Genomic DNA, 22,380 nt, shown 5'->3' with positions numbered 1-22,380 from the left:
AGCCTACGTGACCGCTCGGTCCGGTCGGGGGTGCGTTTCATACATTCGCCGGGCGACCATCAGCCCGGAGGCCAGGCTGATGGCGGCGGCGACCCACACCGCGGCGCGCAAACCCCACAGGTCCGCCGCAACGCCGCCGACCACCGCCCCGGCGGCATACCCGCCGTCGCGCCACAGTCGGTACACCCCGACCGCCCGGGCCCGCCACAGCGGATGGGCGACGTCACCGATCACCGCAAGCAGGGTCGGGTACACCATCGCGGTTCCCGCGCCCAGCAGTGCGCTGGCCCAGAGCCAGCCGGTGAAGTTGTGGCTGGTTGCGATCAGCGTCAGCGCCGCCGCCTGGGTCAGCATCCCGGCGGTGATCAGATGCTTGCGGCCCCAGCGGTCCGACAGCGCGCCGGTGAGGATCTGGGCCGCGCCCCACACCGCCGGGTAGGTGGCGATGAGCAGACCGATCCGCTGCACCGGTAAACCGCTGGACGCGAACAGGATTGGGAACAGTCCCCAGGACAGCCCGAAGTTGAGGTTGTTCACCAATCCGGCCTGGCTGGCCGAGGACAGCGCGGGCTCGGTGAACGTGGTGCGCAGGAAGATTTCCCGATTGCTGGGCATCGCGTAGTCGGGGACCGCGGCGCGGTGCGAGTCCGCCTCGAGCTGGGCGTACTGTCTGGTCTCCCGCACCAGCAGGGCCGACACCGCCAGGCCGATCACCGCGTAGGACAGTCCGAGCAGAAACGGCGCCGGTCGCAGGCCGTGGTTGGCGGCGAGGTAGCCGGCGAGCACCGCGGTGACGGCGACGGCTCCGTACCCGGCGGCCTCGTTGAAGCCCATTGCCAGGCCGCGCTGGCGGGGTCCGACCAGGTCGATCTTCATCACCACGGTGGTCGACCAGGTCAGTCCCTGGTTGATGCCCAGCAGGACGTTGGCGAAGACCACCCACCCCCAGGACGGCGCCCAGATCAGCAGCAGCGGCACGGGCAGCGCGATCAACCAGCCGGCCAGCAGCACCGGCTTGCGGCCGTAGCGGTCCGACCAGGTTCCGGCGAAATAGTTGGTCGCGGCCTTGGTGATGCCGAAGGCCAGGACGTAGGTGAGCAGGAACAGATAGCCGCTGAGGTGGAATTCCTGTTCGGCCAGCAGCGGGAGGATGGCTTGTTCCTGCCCGACCATGCCACCGACGAGCGCGTTGACCGCGACCAGCAGCGCGAACTGGGCAAGGTTGGCGCGCAAGCCCAGCTGGGGCTTCCGGTTTCCGGTAGCCATCGGTCGGACCTCTCGTCGTGCGGCCGGGGCGCGTTGCTCAGCGAAGGGGGATCTCGGTGCGGTGTTCGCTGGGGGTTCGCGGGCCGAAGATTCGCCGGTCGGTTTCGTCGATTGCGACGTCGTTGATGCTGGCTTCGCGCCGTTCCATCAGCCCGTCGGCGTCGAACTGCCACAGCTCGTTGCCGTAGCTGCGCCACCACTGGCCGGCGGCGTCGTGCCACTCGTACTGAAACCGGACGGCGATGCGGTTCTGGTGAAAACTCCACAGACTCTTGCGCAGCGCGTAGTCGAGTTCGCGCTCCCACTTCGCGGTCAGGAACTGCACGATCTGCGCGCGGCCCGTCACGAAAACGTCGCGGTTGCGCCACACCGAATCGGGCGTGTAGGCCGACGCCACCCGCTGCGGGTCGCGGGTGTTCCACGCATCCTCGGCCGATTGGACCTTTTGGCGCGCGGTGTCTTCGGTGAACGGTGGTACCGGCGGCCGGCGTTCGTACACAGTGCACCTTCCATCTGGACAGCGAGGCGGCCGGGCGGCGGCCGCGGCTACGGCGTGACGATGTTGAACCAGAACGGGAAGGTGTCGAGCAGGCCGACGAAGTCCTCCACCGATTGACGGTTGCCGTCGAGGGTGACCTTATTCTGATCGATGCCGTCGGTCAGTTTGAGGTTCCCCATCTGGATCTGGTTCATGGTGTCCTTGGTCAGCGTCAGGCTCGCATCGGCGTCCGCGATGGTGCCCGGCTGGTAGTTCAGCACGCCGTTGGCGACGAACAGGGTGTAGTCCTTTTTCAGGTCGTCGAACGTCACGTTGAGGTTGAGGTTTTTGCCCGCGGCCTTCGGGCCGTTGAGACGCACACCGAGGTAGTCGAACATCATCTCCGGCGGCATCGCGTTGATGGTGTCGGGGCTGGCGGTATCGGTGCCGCCCGCATTCGGCACACCGTTGCGCAACTCGTAGGCGCCCTGCAGGTAGACCGAGCGCCATGGGCCCGACTCGGCCTGGTAGCCCATCTGCTCGAAGCTGTCGGCCAGCAGATTTTTGGCGTCGGTGTTGTTCGGGTCGGCGAACACCACGTGCTTCATCGCCATTGCCACCCAACGGTATTCGCCGTTGTCGAAGTCTTTCTTGGCCTTGTCGATGACGGCGTCCGCCCCACCCATGTAGTCGACGTACTTCTTGGCGGCCGGTTCCGGTGGCAGATCGTCGAGGTCGGCCGGATTGCCGTCATACCAGCCCATGTAGCGCTGGTAGACGGCGCGGGAATTGTGCTTCAGGGTGCCGTAATAGCCGCGGTCGGGCCAGAAGTTGCTCATCTCCTGCGGCATCGCGATCTCTTCGGCGATCTCCGAGCCGATCATGCCGTTGTTCATCATCCGCACCGACTGGTCGTGGATGTACTTGTACATGTCTCGCTGGCGCTGCCAGTAGTCGATGATCTTGTCGTGTCCCCACATCGGCCAGTGGTGGCTCTGGAACTTCACCTCGACGTTGGGTCCGTAGACGTTGATGGTGTCGTTGAGGAACTTCGCCCACACCAGGCCGTCGCGCACCTGCGCACCCCGCAGGGTCAGCAGGTTGTGCATGGTGTTGGTGGTGTTCTCGGCCATCCACATCGCCTTGAACTGCGGGAAGAACGTGTTCATCTCGGTGGGCGCCTCGGTGCCCGGGGTGAACTGGAACTCCATGTCCACCCCGTCGATGGTCATCTTCTGCCCGGAGGCGGTGACGGTGTCGGTCGGCAGCACCAACGTCGGTTGCCCGGTGGACACCGTCATGCCCAGACCGCCGTTGACCCCACCTTCGGCGTTGCGGGGCAGCAGCGCCCCGTACATGTAGACCGCGCGCCGCCCCATTGCATTGCCGGCGATCACGTTCTCGCTCACGGCATCCTCGACGAAATTCGCCGGGGCGATGACCTTCACCTTGCCGGCGTCGACGTCGGCCTGGTTGATGATCCCGCGCACGCCGCCGTAGTGATCCACGTGCGAATGACTGTGCACGACCGCGACGAGCGGACGCGCGCCCAGCTTCTGGTTCACCAGATCCAGTGCCGCCTTGGCGGTTTCCGGTGAGATCAGCGTGTCAATCACCAGCCAGCCGGTGGTGCCGCGGATGAAGGTGATGTTCGACAGGTCGTAGCCGCGGACCTGGTAGATCTTGTCCGGTACCACCTCGAACAGTCCGTACTCCATGCACAGTTGGGCGTTGCGCCACAGGCTGGGGTTGACCGTATCCGGCGCCGGCTTGTCGTCGCCGATGTACTTCTTGTATTCCTCGAGGTCCCAGATCACATCGCCGTTGGCGTTCTTGATGGTCAAGGTGTCGGGCCGGTCGATCAGCCCGCGCTTGGCGTCCTCGAAGTCGGCCTTGTCGTTGAACGGCAGGCTGTCGGCGAGTTTCTTGTTGGCGGCCTTGGTGGCCTCGGTGGCTCCCTTGACGCTGTTGTCCAGCTGGTGGTCACCGCCACCGGACCCGCCGCCGTTGGTGTCGCAGGCGCTGAGCAGGCTCGACGCCGCGACCGTGCCGACGCCGACGAGACCGAGCCGGCCCAACATCGACCGGCGCGACAACCGGCCGTCGAATTCGGTGGGGGAGTTGTGCGCAGATTGCGGGGAACTCGGCGATTCCATACCCACACACGTTATACCTGGAACCGCCCTCAGGCAGCCCAACTCCGAGAGTTTCAGCCGCGCCGGATCAGTCGATGCGAAGCGCAGCTGCCACCGCCGCCCGGTTGCTTTGATCAGCGCCAAACCCGCGGGTGCGGCCGAAAGCTGAGTTATGTTAGCTGCTGTGGAACAGCCATCGACCGACGACATGGCGCCCGGCGACAAGGTGGCGTCGCTGCTGGATTTGGCCGGTGACCTGGCCGGCACATTTCCGCGGACCGCGAGCAGCGGTGCACAGATCGCCCCGGCAGTGGTCGAGGCGGATCTGGCGGCGCTGCTGCGCGACGGGTATGTTATCCTGCCCGATCTGCTCGGCGGGGACGAGCTCGAGGCGATCCGGGCCGATGTTGGGCCGCTGCTGAATCGGCTGGGCCGCAACGGTTTCGAGGGGCATGGCACCCAGCGGGTGTACAGCGTGCTGAACAAGACCCGCAGCTGCGACCGGATCGCCGACCACCCGCGGGTGCTGGCGCTGCTGGATCGGCTGTTCATGCCGAACTACCTGCTGTCGATGCTGCAGGTGATCAATATCCTGCCCGGCGAGCAGGCGCAGATGTTGCATACCGACGACGGGTTCTATCCGCTGCCGAGGCCGCGGAAGGCCCTGGGAGCGGCCACCATCTGGGCGATCGACGAGTTCACCGCCGACAATGGTGCCACCGACATCATCGCGGGCAGCCATGCGTGGGGCGATCGGATGCCCGATCCCGGCGAGCGCGAACCGGTGGTGACGAGCGCCGGCTCGTGTGTGTTCTTCCTCGGCACCTTGTGGCACGGCGGCGGTGCCAACCGCTCGGCGAACCCTCGCCTTGCCCTGACCGCGCAGTATTGCGAACCGTGGCTGCGTCCGCAGGAGGCGTTCACGCTGTCGATGACCCGCGACACCGTGCGCGCGGTGTCCGAGGACATCCGCCGGATGCTCGGCTACAGCATCCATCCGCCGTTTATCGGCCAGGTCGACGGGATGCATCCCAAGCGGCTCTTGGGCTCCGGCGCTCAACCTTTGTGATCCGACGGATCTTCGGGGAGGAATTGTCAATACCTGTGGATCGGGGTGTTTCAGGCGACCTCCGTCCCGGCGTGCTGATCGTCGTCTGAGGGCGGTGTCTGCGGCGTGATGTCGGCGGGACGCTCAAGCAGCTTGCCTTTGTGGAAGGCCGCGCCAGCGCGCACCAGGGCAACCAGGTGCGGGGCGTTGACAGCCCGCCAACGGGCCGCGGCGGCATCGATCAGCTTGTAGGCCATGGCCAGACCGGCCACCCGCGATCCCGGCCCCTTGGTCACCTTGGTCCTCAAACGCACTGTGGCGAAGGTGCTTTCGATCGGATTGGTCGTACGCAGGTGGATCCAATGTTCGGCCGGGTACTTGAAGAACTCCAGCAGCACATCGAGGTCGTCGGTGATCTTGGCGACCGCCTTGGGGTACTTGGCGCCGAAATCGACCTCGAACGCTTTCACCGCGAGCTGGGCCTTGTCGATATCCTCGGCGTTGTAGATCTCCTTGAGTGCCGCCAGGGCCGACGGGTGTGCTGATTTCGGCAGTGCGGCAAGAACATTAGCCTGCTTGTGGAACCAGCACCGCTGCTCTTTGGTGGCCGGGAACACCTCACGCACCGCTTTCCAGAACCCGAGCGCACCGTCACCGACGGCGAGCACGGGGGCGGTCATGCCGCGCCGTTTGCAGTCGCGCAGCAGATCGGCCCACGACTCGGCCGATTCACGGTAGCCGTCGCTGATCGCCACCAGTTCCTTGCGCCCGTCGGCGCGCACACCGAGCATCACCAGCAGGCACAGCTTCTCCTGGTCCAGACGGACCTTGAGATGGATGCCGTCAACCCACAGGTAGACGTAGTCGGTGCCCGACAGATCGCGGCGACCGAACGCGGCGGCCTCGTCTTGCCACTGCGACGTCAGCCGGGTGATCGTGGATGCCGACAGCCCGGCACCGGAGCCGAGGAACTGCTCCAGGGCCGGGGTGAAATCGCTGGTCGACAAGCCATGCAGGTACAGCAGCGGCAGGACCTCACTCATCTGCGGAGACTTGCGCGCCCAGGCCGGCAGGATCGCGGAGGAGAACCGCTTGCGTTCGCCCGTGTCCAGGTCGAGGCGGCGGTCGTTGACCCGCGGAGCTTTCACCTCGACTGCGCCGGCCGCGGTCAGCACCTCACGGGCTTGGTGGTAGCCGTTGCGCACCACCAGTCGGTGACCGTTGTCATCAAGCTGGTCGGCGTACTGAGCCACGTAGGCAGCGACCTCAGCCTGCAACGCCGTGGCCAGCATCTGCCGAGCGCCGTCGCGAACGATCTCATCGAGCAATGAGCGTCCGCCGGTTTCGTCGTTGGTCTCCTGGCCATCGTGAACTACGGTGAGCATGGGCGTACCTTCCCAACCAGCGCGCCAACGCCGGTCTTGATCGAATACCTGATTCCGTAATGATCATCCTCGGGAAGGTGCGCCCATTTTCACGCCCCCACACCGAGGCTCATCCACAGGTATTGATCATTGCTCTCTTCGGGCTCCCCGCGCCGTGCAATATGTCACAGTGACGAATTGCCCGCGTCTCGCCGGGGGGGGGGCGGGGGCGAGCGGAACGATGCGGCCGCTCGCGGTCAGTCGCAGCTTCGAGCGCCGCTCCAGCCGTCGCCGCGGCCGATTGAGTTAGCGATTGGACTGGGGACTGCGACGCATCATGTCCGGTGGCTGCGGTGAGACATCGACCGGATTTGGAACGGTAGTCCGGCGAGCGCGGGAAACCTCAGGTCGGTCAGACAGACACTGTCCGATCCGGGAAATCATGAGAATAGACCAGGGCGATGACCTGGATGAGGTGAGCCCGCTGTAGTGGTCCAGTCGTTGTGGGACTCTGTTGCCCGAGTGTTTGGGCAGGAAGAATCGACGACGACATGGCATCGAACAAGCGCCGGCGGCATACGCCGGATCAGATTATCCGCAAGCTCGCTGAGGGCAACAAGCTGCTGGCGACCGGCCAGGAGTTGGCCGAGGTGTGTCGGCATGTGGAGGTCGCGGAATCGACGTGGCATCGCTGGGTGGCCCAGTACGGCGGCATGAAGGCCAACGACGCCAAGCGGCTCAAGGAGCTCGAGGCCGAGAACGCCCGGCTCAAGAAGCTGGTCGCCAACCAGGCCCTCGACATCGACATGCTCAAGGAGATTTCGGCGGAAACTTCTGACCCCGAACCGCAAGCGCCGCGCAGCAGCGATGCTGCGTGAGCGGTTCGGGGTCTCTGAGCGCCGCGCGTGCACCGTGGTGGGTCTGCACCGCTCCACGATGCGCCTGGCCCCGCCGTCGATCAGCACCGAGGAGGCCCAGCTGAGGGTGGCTGCGCCGGTTCTCCACCGACCGGCCGCGTTGGGGTGGCGTCGCGCTGCCAAGATGGCCCGCCGCGCCGGTTGGCAGGTCAACAACAAGCGGATCCGCCGGCTGTGGCGCGAGGAGGGGCTTCGGGTGCCGCAGCGGCGCCGCAAGAAGCGGCTGACTGGTATCGGTGTGGCCGTGGGCGCGATGTCGCCTATCCGTCCGAATGTCATCTGGGCGATGGACTTTCAGTTCGACACCACTGCCGACGGTCGCACGCTGAAGTTGTTGAACGTCATCGACGAGTTCACCCGCGAGGCCCTGGCGATCGAGGTCGACCGCAGCATCGACGCCGACGGCGTGGTCGCCGTGCTGGACCGCCTCGCCCTGGTACACGGTGCACCGCACTACGTGCGCTTCGACAACGGCCCGGAGTTCGTCGCGCACGCCGTCGCCGATTGGTGCCGGTTCAACAGTGCTGGTTCACTTTTCATCGATCCCGGCTCGCCGTGGCAAAACGCTTTCATCGAGTCGTTCAACGGCCGGCTTCGTGATGAACTGCTCAACTCGTGGCGGTTCGACTCCCTGCTGGAAGCCAGGGTGCTCATCGAGGACTGGCGTCGTGACTACAACGCCAATCGGCCCCACACCGCCCACGGCGACCTCACCCCGGCCGAGTTTGCCCTACAGTGGGCCACGACCCATCAACCGAAAGTCGCATAACGACTGGACCACAAAACGGGTCCCCCTCATGGACACTCTCGATTTGCCCTGGACTGATCTGACAACACTTGTCCACGAAGACATGAGAGTGCGGGACAGAATCCGAAAAGACGTGAGAGTGTCGGACACGTGCAGCCGACGACGAGCGGCGTTAGCAACTGTTCGGGTGGCGAAAACTGGCGCGCCGTCGCGTCGCGGGCTTTACGATGCGGTCCAGCGCCGACGGCGCTGAAGGAGGCCCGCCATGGCACTGCCCGCTTTGGTCCTGGTGCACGGAGGCGGTTTTGCCGCTGATTGTTGGGAGCCCACCGTAGACGCGATCCAACGTATGGAGCCGAAGCTAAGGGTGCTGGCCGTTGATTTGCCGGGTCGGCGAAATAAAGTCGGTGACCTGATCACGGCTTGTATCGACGAGTGGGTCGACTCGGTGGTGTCGGACATCGAGAATGCTGCGCTCGACGACCTCGTGATCGTCGGCCATTCGCTGGCGGGCGTGATCGTCCCCGGTGTTGTCACCAAGCTCGGCTCGGCGCGGGTGCGGGAGATGATCTTGGCCACCGCGCAAGTACCAGCCAACGGCAGCGCCCTGGTGGACACGCTTCACGGGGCGCAGAGCTGGTACGCACGTCGCACCGCGAAACATTATGTACAGAAAGGCCGTTCGGTTCGGGCGGGAGGTTTGCCTACCGCGTTGGCGGGGTTTGTATTCTGCAACGGAATGACTCCCGCACAGCGCAGGTTCACGCTGACTCGGTCCTGTCAGGAATCACCCTCCATCATGATAGAAAACATTGACCGCAGCGGCATGCCCGACGAGGTGCCACGAACATGGATACTCACTCGGCGCGATCGCGCCGTCTCGATGAAGATTCAACATGAGTGCATCCTTGCGCTTGGCGGAGTGCAGACGCTTATCGAGATCGACAGCTGCCACATGCTGATGGTCAGCAAACCGGAACGGCTGGCCACCATCCTCGTCGAGCGCTGCCGGCTGTACGCGTAGTCAAACGAACTGCCCAGCAGTGGTATTCAAGATTCATCGGGACGGCTCGGGATGGTCTCCACTGCCGGAGTTGCAGGCAAAGCCGATGGTGCGGACAGGTTCCGAGCTTCTCCTGAGAGCGCCTGAAACGCCAGGCTGCAGGTGTCCGTTCTCAGTGAATCTGGGGCACAACGCCGACTCTGACCTGCGTTGCCCCAGATTGAATGAGAATCGGTCCGCTGGGCTTTCTCATCCAATCTGGGGCAAGTCGTGTTCGGTTGGTAGGTAGCTACGCGATGCTACGTGGACTAACAGCTTGCAGAAGCGCAATTGCCTTGTCTAGGAACGTCGAAACCGGCGCAGGACGTGGCGAGGAGATTCGCGGCGAATCAATGCGGCGGTGAGGAACATGGGAAGGGTGACTGCCCAGGCGAACAGGGAGATTGCCAGTTCATCGCGAAGCCTGCTGTTATCAACGGGATCGCGCGACAGTCGGGCCAGAAGCGCATCGAAGGTGTTGGTGCTGCGGTTCAAGATCGTGATGATCCGGGCGATCGTCTCGATTCGGCTGCGGTGGTCGCTGTCGAATTCGACCGTCACCGCGGTTTCGAGCAACGGCGAGACTGGGCCGAAGTCGGCGCGTGCCAATGCTTCGGCGTAGGTGGTGGCCAGCCATTGCGGGTCGTGTGGTGAGCCGATGGTCTGTTTCTGGTGCGGGTCGGCGGGTGTTTCGATTCCTGAGATCACCGACAGCGGAAGGCCGGTGCGCAACGCCCATTCGCGGTGGATGAAGGTACAGTAGCGGCAGTCGTGGGCGTGGGATACCGCCAGCATGATGGCTTCTCGCGTTCGCCGATCCACTGTGTGACGGAGCCAAACATCGGCTCCGATCTTCCAGTCGACGCGCCGCAGATCTGCCCACAACTGAGCGACGGTATAGGTGCGCTTGTTGAAGACGTCAAAAACATGATCGCGTGACACAGGAATCATCGGCTTCGCTCATTGGTCTTGCTCCGCGCGACGCTGCGCGGTGCCCTCGGTGAGGACCGTCCACAGCAGTTCGCTGATCTGTTCGGCGGTCTTGTTTGGTGGATGGTCGGCGGTCCAGTTCAGCGCCCCCAGCCACAGGTCCCTCAGCATGGGGATGTCGATGTCGGCGGAGATGAAGCCGGCGCCGGCGGCTTCATAGAACAGGCCGTCAAAGAGCGAGAAGAGTCGCTCGTGTAGCAGCGCGGCCCGCTCCCGGTCTCCGCCCTTGAGGGAGCGCCAGTCATACAGCAGGACATAGAGTGCGTCGTTCCCGCTCCACAGCGTCTCAAGGTAAGCCGTTATCGCCGCGCGCAGTCGGTCATCGACCCGGTGCTTGCCGGCGATCGCCTGGCGGATGGCATCGGTGGTGCGGTCCACCGCGCTCTCCATGACTGCGATCAGCAGTCCTTCTTTCTTGGCGTAGCGGTACTGCAGGCTGCCCAACAGCATTCCGGCATCGTCGGCGACCTGGCGAACCGTGGTGGCCGGGTAGCCCTGCGCGCGAAAACGCCGTGCAGCGCTGTTGAGAATCTTCGTGCGCATGTCAGTTGCGCGGTGTCGTGGTGCGATGGCCCCTATCCTTCGGCTTCGGTTTAGCGGCGGGATGGCTGGCGGCAATGGGTGTCGGCAAGCCTGAGTTTTCTACGCTTCGAGAGTGAAGTACAGCACCGCCGTGCCGCGATGGATGGCCCGGCACAGGAAGTGGCCCGGTACGAGTTCACGTATCTCAGCTTCGAGCCCGCGCAGAAATCGCGGGTTGTCCGGGCTTTGATACGACAGTCGCATGCGCTGCTCCCGATACTGCACGCTGTAGCTAAAACGCCGGAAGCGACCGGTCGAGGTCAACCAGACGTTGGCGCCGTGATCACCGTCAAAGGACTTGCCATACCAAGGAAACCGTAGGTGCGGGGCGAGCAAGGCGACCGTACGTCGTATCCAATCTGGCAGCGCGTCAAGTACTGGAAAGGCCGCCAGACGGCCACGAAACACACCGTTGAGCGTGGTTGCGGGCTGGGCAGTCAAGCGATCAAACAGCTGTTCGCATTCGGCCATCGTGCGCACCGACACGCTGGAGCTGTCCCGCGGTACGGCCTCCTGGACAGGCGATGTCTGCGGTGCTCGGCCGTCGGGTTCAGGGATAGTCGGGTCTTGGCCGCTGTGAAGGTCCATCAGGCGGCCTGCGCATCGTTGGGCGTCTCGCCGGCGGTGAAGGCGCGGAACTCACGAAGCAATCGCCACGGGGACTTGCGCAAAATGACGCTCAGCGCCGGCACGATGACCGGGCCAATCGCAGCAAGGCCGACCGTGATGGCCACCTCGGCTCCCAGTGACTGTGAAGCGGGTTCGCCGCGCAGGCGGCAAAGCAGAGCATCCATGGTGTTCGCGGATCGGTTGACGATGGTCATCACCAGCGCGACGGCCTCAATGTTGTGGCGTTCACCCGCGTTATGGTGGCGGGCCGCGTCGGCGACGATCTCGGCAGGCGGCGTCCCGAAGTCGTTTTCAGCCAGTGATCTCGCGTAGACAAGCGCGCTCCACCTGCCACGGTCGAAGGCCGCGGGATCGGTGCCCTCCAGTTGCGCGATTTCTTCGTCGGACGCGCCGGTGCGGATGGCCCATTCCTGATGGATATAGCTGCAGTACCGGCAGCCGTTTGCCCGGGCGACCGTCAGCATGACCTGTTCACGCTGACTCGGTTCCATCCGGCGCAGGCCCCACACCATAGCGGCGCGGGGTGCCAGTGGGACGAACCGGACCAGGGCGGCGGCCAGTTCACGCAGCGTATAGGTTTTCCCAATGGGTTTTCCATCGGCTCGCGCCGACTTCTTGGTGAACACCATTTCCCAGCTCCCTTCAGAGTTTCTGCTTACCCGGTGTGGTTATTGCCGGTGTCACGACCCCACCCCAGTCATCAATGCGGCCTGCCGTTCGGCCATCGCCGCAATCCCCAGCGACGGAGGCACCCCCGGGGCGGCCGGGTAGATGGAGCCGTCTGCGATGAAGAGCCCGCGGTGACCGAATACCTCACCGCGGTGGTCGATCACCCCGTTATCAGGCGTAGCCCCGATCGCAGCACCCCCAACCGGGTGCACGGTGACCAGCCGTCGGCTTCGTTGTCCGCCGGGCCAGTTCCCACGGAACCGGGAAGGCTGGTAGGCCTCGGCGATGCGTTTGACCCGATCGCCCGTCTGTGCGTAGAAATCGGCATTGATCGCCTTGTATGCAGGGGCGAACGGGACACCGTTGGCGGCCAGCAACTGAATCCCGGGCTCGCGTCCCGTGGCGAACAGAAACACGGTTTCGGATAACCAGCGGCGCACCGGTCCGGGCAGCGGGAGTTGGGCAACCGGAGGGGCGGCCTCGCCGATGAATCCGCCGTCGGCCAAGTGGTGCACATTCTGAAACATTGCGTGTCGCCCATCATGTTTAGCCGAACGAGTTCGGCTCAGCATCGCCAGATAGTCCCCGTTGCCTGAAAAGTTCTTGCCCAGCGCGGGCGGCAGCCAGGGCATGCTGCGGTGTTTGTCGCGGGCGGCGTACAGCAGCCGCAGTGTCCCAACCGTGCCGGCAGCCAGAACCAGCTGCGGCGTGACGATCAAATGATCGGTTCCGTCCCGGTGGTCGTGCCAGGCCACCTCGTAGCGGTGGTCGGTACCGCCGATCGCGGTCACCTCGCACAGCGCACGGATATCGGCGCCGTGGCGCCGCGCCAATGTGAGATACGTGTGATCCAGCGTTGTCTTGGCGGTGTATTCACATCCGATGACGCAGGCACCACAGTCGCGACACGTTTGTTGCGGGTTGCCGACCGCATTGTTCCGCCATCGCGGGGTGCTGGGGTCGCCGAACTGGATACCCATGACGGGTGATTCAGCCGCCCCCAGGTCCGCGCGTGCGAGCCCCCGGGCGAAGACCTCACGCGAAGCAACCGGGTGTGGCAGCGGCTGCGGTTGCTGGATCGCTTCGACCATCTCGAAGTAGGGTGCCATGTCAGCATCGGAGATCTCAGCAGGAAAGTGGTCATCGAAGAATCCGGCCGCCGGACGGGACTGGTACCCCGCGTAGACCAGGGAACCGCCGCCGACACCGCTGCCGACCACAACCGTCACACCGGGCCACAGGTGCACGTCGAACAACCCGGTCGGACGTGACCACAGGACTCGCTGTCCATCATCGTTGGCCCTGGTCAGGCCGCGGAGAAACCCCGGCATCCCCGTCAGACCGCGGGGAAATGGTCGGGTGACTTCCTTAGGCCGAGAATCGCCAGCCACACCCCACCACGGACCGCGTTCGAGGACCAGCACCTTCATCCCGGCTTCAGCCAACCGGGCCGATGTCACCGCACCGCCGAACCCAGAGCCGACGACCACAACATCAAAGTCGCCACACGGCCGGGACACATTCGTAGGCAATGTATTACCGATTCGCTCGAAGCGAACTGACCCAGCACGTTGCCAGCGAGTGGCGAGCCAGCTCGGTTTGCATCGAGTGCGCCTCCGCCCTGCTTCGCAGATTCGTTTTCCAGACGCCGCCAGGCGGCGCTAGCCAGAATCCATTCTTTGGTCTCGTGACCAAATGCTAGAACAGGACGGAACGCAATGCAACCACCCGCGGTGCTTGATCAAGGATCCCGGGACAGAGGAGATCGCCTCCGTGCGGCGTAGCCCCACGAAGCCCACGTGTACCGTCGCAGAGGGACCGCGGGCAGCCGATCACCGTTGCAGATCGGTGCATACTCGTCACCGTCGATGTCGACGAGTTGCCGTCCGATCTGGGTGCACTGCGAAGCTTTTTCGAAGCCCCCTGATTAAGGAGCCCCTGACAAGCGACCGCCCGACACCTTGCTCACCTGCCGCCGGTTCTGTACCCATTGCTCAACGGGAGTGGCGTCATTGTGGTGGGTGGTGGTGCGTTCGCCGATACGGACGATCAGCAGTGTCGAGGCGGATACCGTTGAGCTGTCAGGATGTTCGATCTGCGGTCGAGCGGTGAGCAAGGTCGCGGCGATCGAGATCACATCGGGATAGGCCGACACGTGTGCGTGTAGTCCACCCCGCAGAATCGCGGCCGCTTCGCGCTGCTCGGCGTGAGCCCAATAGCCCAGCATGTGGCGCGCATCGCCGAGCGCCGCGCGCAGGTCCAGTTCGGCGTACAGATTCGCCAGGCGCCAGTGCATTCGGGCAGCCCGAAGAACCTGAGGATGACCCCGCAGATCAAGTTGGTCGTCGAGGGTATTCGCAGGCGGTCCGACCCAACGTCGGTGCCGGTGACAGACCGTGAGGTGTGCTGGCAGGTAGCAGTAGACGGGTTCGCGGATTCCTTTACCGGCCATACATCTTCGGCAGAGCGGACGTCGCAGATTCTGCTTGAGCGTGGCGGGGTCGCCAGCCAGGCCACGCAGACGCGTCTCGAGGACGTCCACTGGTTGACCGCTGACAGCGGCCAACCAGTCGGGCCGCGGGCGAGCGTTACAAGATTCAGCGACGTAGCCCCGCAGTGTGTGCACTCCGATGCGGTTGGCGTGGGCCAGCCTTGCGGCATATGACGTTGCGGCCTCATATGCGAACGGTGCGACTGTTCGCGGCAACCGCTGGCGCGGGCCACGGGGCCAGGCCCAGGTAGCAGCCATGTCAGCTGGCGGTGCGGGCCGCAGCGGTATGTGCGGCGTAGTCGATCAACACTGCGTCCATCCCGTCGCGGGTGATGTGCTCGGTACCGTCGAGCATGGCCTGGATCGCTGAGGCCCGGATCAGGTGAGCCAGGCTGCCGATCATGCCGCCGGTGCGCCGATGTAGGTAACGAGCTTGGGCAATCAGAGTTCCTGGCTGGTGGCGGTGCAGTCGCAGGGTGCCTTCCATCGCGGCGATGAGTTGTCGCCACTCCTTGGCATCGGGGAACGCGCTGGTGTGGATGACTCCGCAGCGACCGGCGAGCTGCCGTCCTCGGGTCCCGGTGAACAGCCCGGAGCGTTCCACGTCGATCCCGGCGTAGACGAATGTCGCCGGCAGATGTTCGGTGAAGTACTTCAGGTGATCGGACAGTTCCTCGCCAGCGCGGGTATCCAGGTTCAGGTTGTGGATCTCGTCGACCACCACGATGTCGGTGCGGGCATCGATGAGCACTTGGCAGACCGCATCGGAGATGTCGGTCACGTTCATCCGCGGATTGAGCAGTGGCAGTCCCAAGAATCGGGCGAATTCCATCGCCAACTTCCGTGGTGACCCTTTCGGCGGCGCCGTCACATACACCACCGGAATACGGCTCTCGTCGCCAGGAAAACGTGCATGGGTCCGCAGTTCGTGAAACCGGCCCAGTTGCTTCATGGCCGTGGTCTTTCCGGTCGCCGCGCCGCCGGAAATGATCAGTCCCCGCCGCGCTCCGATCTCACGCTGATTGAGCAGGGTCAGCAGCCGGCCCTGGTGGGTGATCGCTTCGATCGCGGAGGTGGTGACCACCACCAACTCGGAATGATGCGCCACCCGGGCCTCGTTGTAGGCCGTCCGCTCGTCATCGCCGAGGCTGGCCCACGTGTCGTCGTCGAGCAACGTGAATTCCGGCGGGTCCGCATCAACAAATCGCCGCCAGCCTTCCAACGTCGTGGTTGGCTGGCGGCGATCTTCGAGCTGACCGACCGCGGCAATTTCGGTCACAGTCGCCATGCGTGGGCCTCCTTACGCGCATCGAACACCGGCAGAGGTATGACCTCGGCCATGTCATCGTCATCGTCGATGGACGCGCCGTGGGCGCAAGGCTACGCCGGTGACGGCGCAGCGCGCTGCGGTGACTGCGGTGGGGTCGGCCACGTGGGGCCGGCGCTGGCGGCGCTGGTCCGCCCGATCACCCGCCGCTCGGCTTTCGATCGATCTGCAGGCCCGGCTGCGGCCCGATCCATCAAGTCCTCGGCGATTGCTGCGATCTCGGCTTCCCGAGCCTTCTGGGTGCCCCTGCGGTCGGCCACCGTGCGGGCGTGGCGCCACAGCGTTTCACCGAACGGAACCGGGGCGCTGCGCAGGTGCGTCCACGTCGCGGCCAGCCAACCGTCTTCGTGGTGATTGCGCACCCAGATCCGTGACACGTCGTAGGGGTCGTAGTGCACCTCCCACTTCCCGTTGTGAGCATCGACGCCGGAATGCTGGCGCCGGTAGGGATTGAGCGCCTTGGCGTCATAAGTGCGGTGGTTGATCCGGATCCCGTAGTTGTTGATCGTGCGCCACTGCACCGGAAGCAACTCGATGTAGTCGTCGGCATCCAAGGGCACCGGCACGTAGCCGGCCACCTCGACCAGCGCTGCGTATTTCTCATTGGGAGTCAACGCCTTACCCGGGGTCACCGGGTCCCGCAGCCCGTCATGGGGACGGTTCTGCCACACCGCGATGATCCATTCGTCCAACAGCGCCTGCAGCTCGACCATCGACCACACCGCGTCCTGCTCGGCGTTCTTGCCTCTCCGTTCCACCGAGGAGCCCACATACCCCGCGACGTACTGCGCAAACAGGGTGCCCACCGACTGCAGGGTGAACCACCCCGGGTTTGATGCACACCTTCTTTCGAGGGAAGGTAAGGCGCATCATGCCGAAGAAGTACGACGACGAGTTCAGGGCCCGGGCGGTGCGGTTGGTCATCGACCATGCCGAGGAGTACGACACCCGCACGGCGTGTATCAGCGCGGTGGCCAAGCGGTTGGGGGTGTCGTATGAATCGCTGCGTCGGTGGGTCAACCAGGCCGAGGTCGACACCGGCCAGCGTGACGGGGTGTCCTCCGATGCCGTACGGGAGTTGCGCGAGCTCAAACGCAAGAACCGTGAACTTGAGGAGACCATCGAGATCTTGAAGGCGGCGACAAGTTTCTTCGTGCGGGAGAGCGACCCGCGACACCGTTGATCTGTGCGTTCATCGCCGAGCATCGCGCTCGGTTCGGGTCGCTCCGATCTGCCGCGTGCTCACCGAGCACGGCTGCCAGATTGCCCCGAGAACGTTCCACGCCTGGCTGAAACGGCCGCCGTCGAAGCGTGCGTTGTCCGATATCGCCCTGACCGGGGTGCTGGCCGGCTACTACGAGCCTGATCAGGCGGGCCGACGCGCCCCGGAGTCGTTGTACGGGGCGGTGAAGATGTGGGCGACCCTGCGGCGTCAGGGCATCGAGGTGGCCCGCTGCACGGTGGAGCGGTTGATGCGGGCCAACGGCTGGCGCGGGTCACCCGCCGGCGCAAGGTCCGCACCACGATCGCCGATCCCGCCGCCGAGCGCGCGGCTGACCTGGTCGATCGCCAGTTCGGGCGCCCGCGCCCAGCGTGCTGCTGGTGGCCGATTTCACCTACGTGCGCCTGGCGTGCGGGATGTTCGTCTATACCGCGTTCGTCATCGACGCCTACGCCGGGCGGATCGTGGGCTGGGCATGTTCGACGAGCAAGAGCGACCTGTTGGTGCGTCGAGCGATCCGGCACGCGGCACAACTCCGCGAACGTGAGGGTAAACCATTGCAGGGCAAGGTGATTCACCACTCGGATGCGGGCTCGCAGTACACCTCTGTGTGCTGTGGGGAGACCTTGGCCCTGTCCGGGCTGATCCCGTCGATCGGCTCGGTCGGCGACGCCTACGACAACGCACTGGCCGAGACCACCATCGGCTTGTACAAGCACGAGGCCGTCCGAGCGGACTCCCCGTTCCGCCGCGGCCCGCTGCGCCGACTGGCCGACGTGGAACTGCTCACCGCCGACTGGGTCAGCTGGTACAACACCGACCGGATCATGCACCGCCTCGGCCGGATCCCACCCATCGAATACGAGCAGATCCACTACGCTCAAAACACAGCCCAATCCGCGGCTGCACACCAGTAACCAAGTGTGCATCAAACCCGGGGTGGTTCAGTGTGAGCTCGTCGAGATCGAGCGCTCTTCCTACTACGCGTGGGTCAAGGCCGCTCCCGGGCGTGAGGCCAGGGCGGTCGCGGACGCGGCGCTGGCTGAACGGATCAGGTCCGCACACCAGCAGGACAAGACCTGCGGCGCGCCCCGGATCACTGCCGAGCTCAACGACGGCGCCCCTGCCGGCGAGCGCGTGAACCACAAGCGCGTCGCGCGGGTAATGCGGGCCGAGGGAATCCGTGGCTACGTGAAGAAGCGGAGGGTGCGGACCACGATCCCCGAGCCGTCGGGGCAGAAGGTCCCCGACCTGCTCAAGCGGGACTTCACCGCGAAGGCGGTCAACGACCGCTATGTCGGGGACATCACCTACCTGCCGATCGGGGACGGGACGAACCTGTATCTGGCCACCGTGATCGACTGCTACTCACGCCGGCTGGCCGGGTGGGCGGTCGCCGACCACATGCGTACCGAGCTCGTCGAGGACGCCCTCAAGGCAGCCGCCGCCACCCGGGGCAGCCTCAAGGGCGCGATCTTCCACTCCGACCACGGGTCGGTCTACACCAGCAAGGACTACGCCAAGCTCTGCAAGCAGCTCGGCGTGACCCAGTCCATGGGAGCCGTCGGCTCCTCGGCCGACAACGCTCTGGCCGAGTCGTTCAACGCCACCATCAAGCGCGAGGTCCTCCAAGACGCCGCCTGCTGGCCCGACGAGGCCACCTGCCGCCGCGAGGTCTTCCGCTGGCTCGTCCGCTACAACACCCGCCGCCGTCACTCCTGGTGCGGCTACCTGTCCCCGTCCACCTACGAGGCCCGCCGGGCCGCTACGCTGCCAACCGCTGCGTAATCACCCACCGTGTCCAAGATCCGGGGGCAGGGCCCATTCCACTTCGCGTTGCAGCAATTCAGGGTAGACGTCGGAATCGTCCGCGACTCGTAGTTCGGGCAGCGCGAAGACGAGGGCGCGATCGCTGATGGACACGGTGGTGGCCAGCGCAGCCCGCATCGTTGGCCCGCGGCGGATCAGAAGTGCTTCCAGGCGAGCACGGCTGATGCCGTTAGCTTTCGCAAGGCGAGCGAGATACTCAGCCAGAACTTCATTGCTCAGGGGCCTCACGGGGCGCGGAAGTGTCTGATTGCCAATGCTGGCCATGAGCGTGATCACGATTCGACTACCCGGCCTTGGGTGTGATCGGGTGACTGGTTGCGGACTCGGCTGCGTGGTCGATGATGGCGGCGTCGAGCGCTTCTCGGGTGATCGCATCGTCTCCGCTGAGGATCGCCATGATCGCCGCTGCGCGGATGAGGTGGCTCAGGCTGCTGATCGACCCGCCCGTTCGCTGGTGTAGGTATTTGGAGTTTCGCGTCAGCGTGCCGTCTCGGTGTTTGTAGAGGCGCAGGGCCGATTCCATCGATGCGACGAGCGATTTCCATTCGTCGTTGAACGGGAAGTTGCCCGTCTTGATGAGCACTGATCTTCCCGAGATTTGCCGGCCGCGGACTCCGGTGAACAGCCCAGAGCGCTCCACGTTGATGCCCGAGTAGATGAATGTGGCGGGCATGTGTTCGCTGAAGTACTTCAGATGATCGGACATATCCTCGCCTGCGGCGCTGGCAAGGTTGAGGTTGTGGATCTCGTCGACAATGACGAGCTCGGTCCGGGCTTCGGTGAGCACGTGGCACACGGCATCGGCGATGTCGGTTGTGTTGTGGCGCTGACGCGTGGGCAGCCCGAGGAAGTTGGCGAACTCAGATGCGAGCTTGCGCGGGGATCCTTTCGGCGGTGTCGTGATGTAGACGACAGGTATCCGGTCCTGGCCGGGATACCGCCGGCGTACGTTCTGCTCGTGGATCTTTCCGAGCAGCTTGATGGTAGTGGTCTTCCCACTCGCCCACGGCCCCGACACGATCATGGATCGGCGAGCGCCGCATTCGCGTTGATTGAGCAGGCTCAGCAGCCGGCCTTGCCGGGTGATGTGGCGGACCGTTGAGGTTTCAATGATGACCAACTCCGAGTGGTAGGCCATGCGCCGGTCGTCGAAGGTGAGCTTCTCTGCACCGGAGAGCGAGCTGTAGGAGTCGTGATCGAGCAGCTCAAATGTTGCAGGCTTGGCATCGACGAATCTGCGCCAGCCATCAAGCGTTACTGACGGTAGCTGGCGCGGGTCGAGGTCAGGCTCGACGGCCTGGTCATCAATGGTCATTTTCGAATCACCATGTGTCGGCCTCTTTCTCGGCGTCAAATACGGGTAGTGGTATGACATCAGCGATGTCGTCGTCGTCCTCTTCGGGGGGCAGGTGAGGCGTAGGCGGTCCCGCTGCCGGCGGCACTGTCGGTGGGAGTTCTGCTGCCGCCCGCGTACGTGCGATGACCCGGCGGTCCTTTGCTGTCCGGCGGCGCCGTCGCGGTGACTCGGGCGCTACGGACGCACGTCCCAAGAGGTCCTCGACTGCCGCGGTGATCGCCTCTTGGGATGTTCGTCGCTCGCCACGACTTGTCTCGAGTTGACGTGCGTGTTCCCATAGCGCCGATCCGAACGGTTGCGGTGCGGTTTGGAGCTGCGTCCAGTGCGCCATCAGGTATCCCTCGCCGTGGTGGTTGCGGACCCAGATGCGACTCACGTCGTAGGGGTCGTAGTGGACCTGCCACTGCACGCCCTTGCCGGGTACCCCGGAAATCTCGCCACGCGCTGGGTCCAGGGCGTCGCTGTCGTAGACCCGGTAGTCGATGGTGATGCCTGCAGCTGTGACCGTTCGATAGAGGCTGGGCAGCAGTGCGATGTATTGGTCGGAGCTCAGCGGCGCGGGGATGTAACCGCTGACGGCGAGCATGGACGCGTACTTCTCGTTCGGGGTCAGCTTTCGTTGCGGGTTCAGCGGATCCCGCAGGCCGTCGTGCGGTCGGTTCTGCCAGGCGACGACGATCCATTCGTCCAGCAGATCCTGAAGCTCTTGCAGCGAGAATACGGCGTTCTGCTCCGCGTTCTTGCCCCGATTCTCGACCGAAGACCCCAGGTAGCCGGTGACGTACTGCGCGAAGAGGGTTTTCACCGATCCCAGCGTGCGTTCGACGATCGGCTTGTCGGTGGGCTCGTCCTTGTGTGCCGGCTGCATGCTGATTCCGAACGATCTGCATGCGGAGCGGAATGTGGTTGACAGGTAGACGGCGCCATTGTCATAAACGATGTTCTCGGGAACGATAACGGGGCGCGCAGCAGCATGCTCAAGCCTGTCATCGACAGACCGCATTGCGTGGTACGGCAATACGGAGTTCGACATTCGGACGGCATCGACCTGAGGGGGACCCGTTTTGTGGTCCAGTCGTTATGCGACTTTCGGTTGATGGGTCGTGGCCCACTGTAGGGCAAACTCGGCCGGGGTGAGGTCGCCGTGGGCGGTGTGGGGCCGATTGGCGTTGTAGTCACGACGCCAGTCCTCGATGAGCACCCTGGCTTCCAGCAGGGAGTCGAACCGCCACGAGTTGAGCAGTTCATCACGAAGCCGGCCGTTGAACGACTCGATGAAAGCGTTTTGCCACGGCGAGCCGGGATCGATGAAAAGTGAACCAGCACTGTTGAACCGGCACCAATCGGCGACGGCGTGCGCGACGAACTCCGGGCCGTTGTCGAAGCGCACGTAGTGCGGTGCACCGTGTACCAGGGCGAGGCGGTCCAGCACGGCGACCACGCCGTCGGCGTCGATGCTGCGGTCGACCTCGATCGCCAGGGCCTCGCGGGTGAACTCGTCGATGACGTTCAACAACTTCAGCGTGCGACCGTCGGCAGTGGTGTCGAACTGAAAGTCCATCGCCCAGATGACATTCGGACGGATAGGCGACATCGCGCCCACGGCCACACCGATACCAGTCAGCCGCTTCTTGCGGCGCCGCTGCGGCACCCGAAGCCCCCTCCTCGCGCCACAGCCGGCGGATCCGCTTGTTGTTGACCTGCCAACCGGCGCGGCGGGCCATCTTGGCAGCGCGACGCCACCCCCAACGCGGCCGGTCGGTGGAGAACCGGCGCAGCCACCCCCTCAGCTGGGCCTCCTCGGTGCTGATCGACGGCGGGGCCAGGCGCATCGTGGAGCGGTGCAGACCCACCACGGTGCACGCGCGGCGCTCAGAGACCCCGAACCGCTCACGCAGCATCGCTGCTGCGCGGCGCTTGCGGTTCGGGGTCAGAAGTTTCCCGCCGAAATCTCCTTGAGCATGTCGATGTCGAGGGCCTGGTTGGCGACCAGCTTCTTGAGCCGGGCGTTCTCGGCCTCGAGCTCCTTGAGCCGCTTGGCGTCGTTGGCCTTCATGCCGCCGTACTGGGCCACCCAGCGATGCCACGTCGATTCCGCGACCTCCACATGCCGACACACCTCGGCCAACTCCTGGCCGGTCGCCAGCAGCTTGTTGCCCTCAGCGAGCTTGCGGATAATCTGATCCGGCGTATGCCGCCGGCGCTTGTTCGATGCCATGTCGTCGTCGATTCTTCCTGCCCAAACACTCGGGCAACAGAGTCCCACAACGACTGGACCACTACA

18 protein-coding genes and 4 pseudogenes are annotated in these 22,380 nt (G+C 64.6%); 6 read left to right on the top strand and 16 right to left on the bottom strand.

Features of this window, described 5'->3' with window-relative positions:
* Nucleotides 1-3: 3 nt before the first annotated feature.
* From G6N10_RS04625 to G6N10_RS04615, 3 genes are read right to left on the bottom strand one after another with little or no spacing between them, the layout of a single operon-like run.
* Nucleotides 4-1,266 carry an MFS transporter gene (locus tag G6N10_RS04625; RefSeq protein ID WP_085094693.1) on the bottom strand — a complete coding sequence of 421 codons (1,263 nt, stop codon included), beginning with the start codon at nt 1,264-1,266 and terminating at the stop codon, nt 4-6.
* Nucleotides 1,267-1,303: 37 nt separating this feature from the next.
* Nucleotides 1,304-1,765 carry a nuclear transport factor 2 family protein gene (locus G6N10_RS04620; RefSeq protein WP_085094695.1) on the bottom strand — a complete coding sequence of 154 codons (462 nt, stop codon included), beginning with the start codon at nt 1,763-1,765 and terminating at the stop codon, nt 1,304-1,306.
* Nucleotides 1,766-1,812: 47 nt separating this feature from the next.
* Nucleotides 1,813-3,900, bottom strand: coding sequence for an alkyl/aryl-sulfatase (locus tag G6N10_RS04615; protein ID WP_234810505.1), 2,088 nt, complete (start codon nt 3,898-3,900; stop codon nt 1,813-1,815).
* 187 nt (nt 3,901-4,087) lie between these two features.
* Here G6N10_RS04615 and G6N10_RS04610 point away from each other — a divergent pair, with 187 nt between their 5' ends.
* Entirely contained in the window at nt 4,088-4,948 is an 861-nt protein-coding gene (locus G6N10_RS04610; protein WP_085094720.1) for a phytanoyl-CoA dioxygenase family protein, read from the top strand.
* Between the two features lie 50 nt (nt 4,949-4,998).
* On the opposite strand, the gene G6N10_RS04605 is transcribed toward G6N10_RS04610, so the two are convergent.
* Nucleotides 4,999-6,312 carry an IS256 family transposase gene (locus tag G6N10_RS04605; protein ID WP_083033565.1) on the bottom strand — a complete coding sequence of 438 codons (1,314 nt, stop codon included), beginning with the start codon at nt 6,310-6,312 and terminating at the stop codon, nt 4,999-5,001.
* Between the two features lie 530 nt (nt 6,313-6,842).
* Here G6N10_RS04605 and G6N10_RS20275 point away from each other — a divergent pair.
* From G6N10_RS20275 to G6N10_RS04595, 3 genes are all read left to right on the top strand, one after another.
* Nucleotides 6,843-7,169 (top strand): transposase, encoded by a 327-nt coding sequence (locus tag G6N10_RS20275; protein WP_244960449.1) that lies wholly within the window; start codon nt 6,843-6,845, stop codon nt 7,167-7,169.
* Nucleotides 7,159-7,977, top strand: coding sequence for an IS3 family transposase (locus tag G6N10_RS04600; protein ID WP_244960448.1), 819 nt, complete (start codon nt 7,159-7,161; stop codon nt 7,975-7,977). Before G6N10_RS20275 ends, G6N10_RS04600 begins: the two co-directional genes overlap by 11 nt.
* A 244-nt stretch (nt 7,978-8,221) precedes the next feature.
* Nucleotides 8,222-8,980, top strand: coding sequence for an alpha/beta fold hydrolase (locus G6N10_RS04595; protein WP_085100058.1), 759 nt, complete (start codon nt 8,222-8,224; stop codon nt 8,978-8,980).
* 318 nt (nt 8,981-9,298) lie between these two features.
* On the opposite strand, the gene G6N10_RS04590 is transcribed toward G6N10_RS04595, so the two are convergent.
* The 8 genes and pseudogenes from G6N10_RS04590 to G6N10_RS04555 form a co-directional block, all read right to left on the bottom strand.
* Nucleotides 9,299-9,949, bottom strand: coding sequence for a carboxymuconolactone decarboxylase family protein (locus G6N10_RS04590; RefSeq protein ID WP_046253724.1), 651 nt, complete (start codon nt 9,947-9,949; stop codon nt 9,299-9,301).
* A 9-nt stretch (nt 9,950-9,958) separates the two neighbouring features.
* The gene (locus G6N10_RS04585) at nt 9,959-10,531 is read right to left on the bottom strand and encodes a TetR/AcrR family transcriptional regulator (RefSeq protein ID WP_052740224.1); all 573 of its coding nucleotides are present in this window, start codon (nt 10,529-10,531) and stop codon (nt 9,959-9,961) included.
* Nucleotides 10,532-10,630: 99 nt separating this feature from the next.
* Nucleotides 10,631-11,056: a hypothetical protein gene (locus G6N10_RS04580; protein WP_163742225.1), complete on the bottom strand. Its 426-nt coding sequence runs from the start codon at nt 11,054-11,056 to the stop codon at nt 10,631-10,633.
* A gap of 101 nt (nt 11,057-11,157) precedes the next feature.
* Nucleotides 11,158-11,829: a carboxymuconolactone decarboxylase family protein gene (locus G6N10_RS04575; RefSeq protein ID WP_046253722.1), complete on the bottom strand. Its 672-nt coding sequence runs from the start codon at nt 11,827-11,829 to the stop codon at nt 11,158-11,160.
* Between the two features lie 51 nt (nt 11,830-11,880).
* On the bottom strand, nt 11,881-13,329 hold the full coding sequence (locus G6N10_RS04570) for a GMC oxidoreductase (protein ID WP_234810677.1): 1,449 nt from the start codon (nt 13,327-13,329) through the stop codon (nt 11,881-11,883).
* Between the two features lie 467 nt (nt 13,330-13,796).
* Nucleotides 13,797-14,165, bottom strand: coding sequence for a hypothetical protein (locus G6N10_RS20270; protein ID WP_052740222.1), 369 nt, complete (start codon nt 14,163-14,165; stop codon nt 13,797-13,799).
* 454 nt (nt 14,166-14,619) lie between these two features.
* On the bottom strand, nt 14,620-15,648 hold the full coding sequence (locus tag G6N10_RS04560) for a TniB family NTP-binding protein (protein ID WP_046253719.1): 1,029 nt from the start codon (nt 15,646-15,648) through the stop codon (nt 14,620-14,622).
* Nucleotides 15,636-16,505: pseudogene (locus tag G6N10_RS04555) on the bottom strand (Mu transposase C-terminal domain-containing protein); the annotation flags it as partial. The gene G6N10_RS04560 and the pseudogene G6N10_RS04555, both read right to left, overlap by 13 nt.
* 53 nt (nt 16,506-16,558) lie before the next feature.
* Here G6N10_RS04555 and G6N10_RS04550 point away from each other — a divergent pair.
* A pseudogene (locus tag G6N10_RS04550) lies at nt 16,559-17,826 on the top strand (IS3 family transposase).
* Nucleotides 17,827-17,857: 31 nt separating this feature from the next.
* Nucleotides 17,858-18,697 (top strand): annotated as a pseudogene (locus tag G6N10_RS04545) (IS3 family transposase); the annotation flags it as partial.
* On the opposite strand, the gene G6N10_RS04540 reads toward G6N10_RS04545, so the two are convergent.
* The 4 genes and pseudogenes from G6N10_RS04540 to G6N10_RS04525 form a co-directional block, all read right to left on the bottom strand.
* Nucleotides 18,698-19,015: a hypothetical protein gene (locus tag G6N10_RS04540; RefSeq protein WP_133055194.1), complete on the bottom strand. Its 318-nt coding sequence runs from the start codon at nt 19,013-19,015 to the stop codon at nt 18,698-18,700.
* Nucleotides 19,016-19,022: 7 nt separating this feature from the next.
* Entirely contained in the window at nt 19,023-20,054 is a 1,032-nt protein-coding gene (locus G6N10_RS04535) for an AAA family ATPase (RefSeq protein WP_085100120.1), read from the bottom strand.
* 7 nt (nt 20,055-20,061) lie between these two features.
* The gene (locus G6N10_RS04530) at nt 20,062-21,099 is read right to left on the bottom strand and encodes a Mu transposase C-terminal domain-containing protein (protein ID WP_163742218.1); all 1,038 of its coding nucleotides are present in this window, start codon (nt 21,097-21,099) and stop codon (nt 20,062-20,064) included.
* A 75-nt stretch (nt 21,100-21,174) separates the two neighbouring features.
* Nucleotides 21,175-22,314 (bottom strand): annotated as a pseudogene (locus G6N10_RS04525) (IS3 family transposase).
* Between the last annotated feature and the right edge of the window lie 66 nt (nt 22,315-22,380).

Source organism: Mycolicibacterium fallax (assembly GCF_010726955.1).
GTDB lineage: Bacteria > Actinomycetota > Actinomycetes > Mycobacteriales > Mycobacteriaceae > Mycobacterium > Mycobacterium fallax.
Note: the sequence above shows the minus strand (reverse complement) of the source record. Positions and strands in the feature narration are given on the sequence as shown.

What these genes read in the sequence shown, in the direction of transcription:
- G6N10_RS04625 (WP_085094693.1), bottom strand. Translation starts at nt 1,266, where the DNA reads ATGGCTACCGGAAACCGGAAGCCCCAGCTGGGCTTGCGCGCCAACCTT.
- G6N10_RS20275 (WP_244960449.1), top strand. Translation starts at nt 6,843, where the DNA reads ATGGCATCGAACAAGCGCCGGCGGCATACGCCGGATCAGATTATCCGC.
- G6N10_RS04595 (WP_085100058.1), top strand. Translation starts at nt 8,222, where the DNA reads ATGGCACTGCCCGCTTTGGTCCTGGTGCACGGAGGCGGTTTTGCCGCT.
- G6N10_RS04610 (WP_085094720.1), top strand. Translation starts at nt 4,088, where the DNA reads ATGGCGCCCGGCGACAAGGTGGCGTCGCTGCTGGATTTGGCCGGTGAC.
- G6N10_RS04605 (WP_083033565.1), bottom strand. Translation starts at nt 6,312, where the DNA reads ATGCTCACCGTAGTTCACGATGGCCAGGAGACCAACGACGAAACCGGC.
- G6N10_RS04530 (WP_163742218.1), bottom strand. Translation starts at nt 21,099, where the DNA reads ATGCGGTCTGTCGATGACAGGCTTGAGCATGCTGCTGCGCGCCCCGTT.
- G6N10_RS04600 (WP_244960448.1), top strand. Translation starts at nt 7,159, where the DNA reads ATGCTGCGTGAGCGGTTCGGGGTCTCTGAGCGCCGCGCGTGCACCGTG.
- G6N10_RS04585 (WP_052740224.1), bottom strand. Translation starts at nt 10,531, where the DNA reads ATGCGCACGAAGATTCTCAACAGCGCTGCACGGCGTTTTCGCGCGCAG.
- G6N10_RS04560 (WP_046253719.1), bottom strand. Translation starts at nt 15,648, where the DNA reads ATGGCGACTGTGACCGAAATTGCCGCGGTCGGTCAGCTCGAAGATCGC.
- G6N10_RS20270 (WP_052740222.1), bottom strand. Translation starts at nt 14,165, where the DNA reads ATGCACTGGCGCCTGGCGAATCTGTACGCCGAACTGGACCTGCGCGCG.
- G6N10_RS04590 (WP_046253724.1), bottom strand. Translation starts at nt 9,949, where the DNA reads ATGATTCCTGTGTCACGCGATCATGTTTTTGACGTCTTCAACAAGCGC.
- G6N10_RS04615 (WP_234810505.1), bottom strand. Translation starts at nt 3,900, where the DNA reads ATGGAATCGCCGAGTTCCCCGCAATCTGCGCACAACTCCCCCACCGAA.
- G6N10_RS04535 (WP_085100120.1), bottom strand. Translation starts at nt 20,054, where the DNA reads ATGACCATTGATGACCAGGCCGTCGAGCCTGACCTCGACCCGCGCCAG.
- G6N10_RS04575 (WP_046253722.1), bottom strand. Translation starts at nt 11,829, where the DNA reads ATGGTGTTCACCAAGAAGTCGGCGCGAGCCGATGGAAAACCCATTGGG.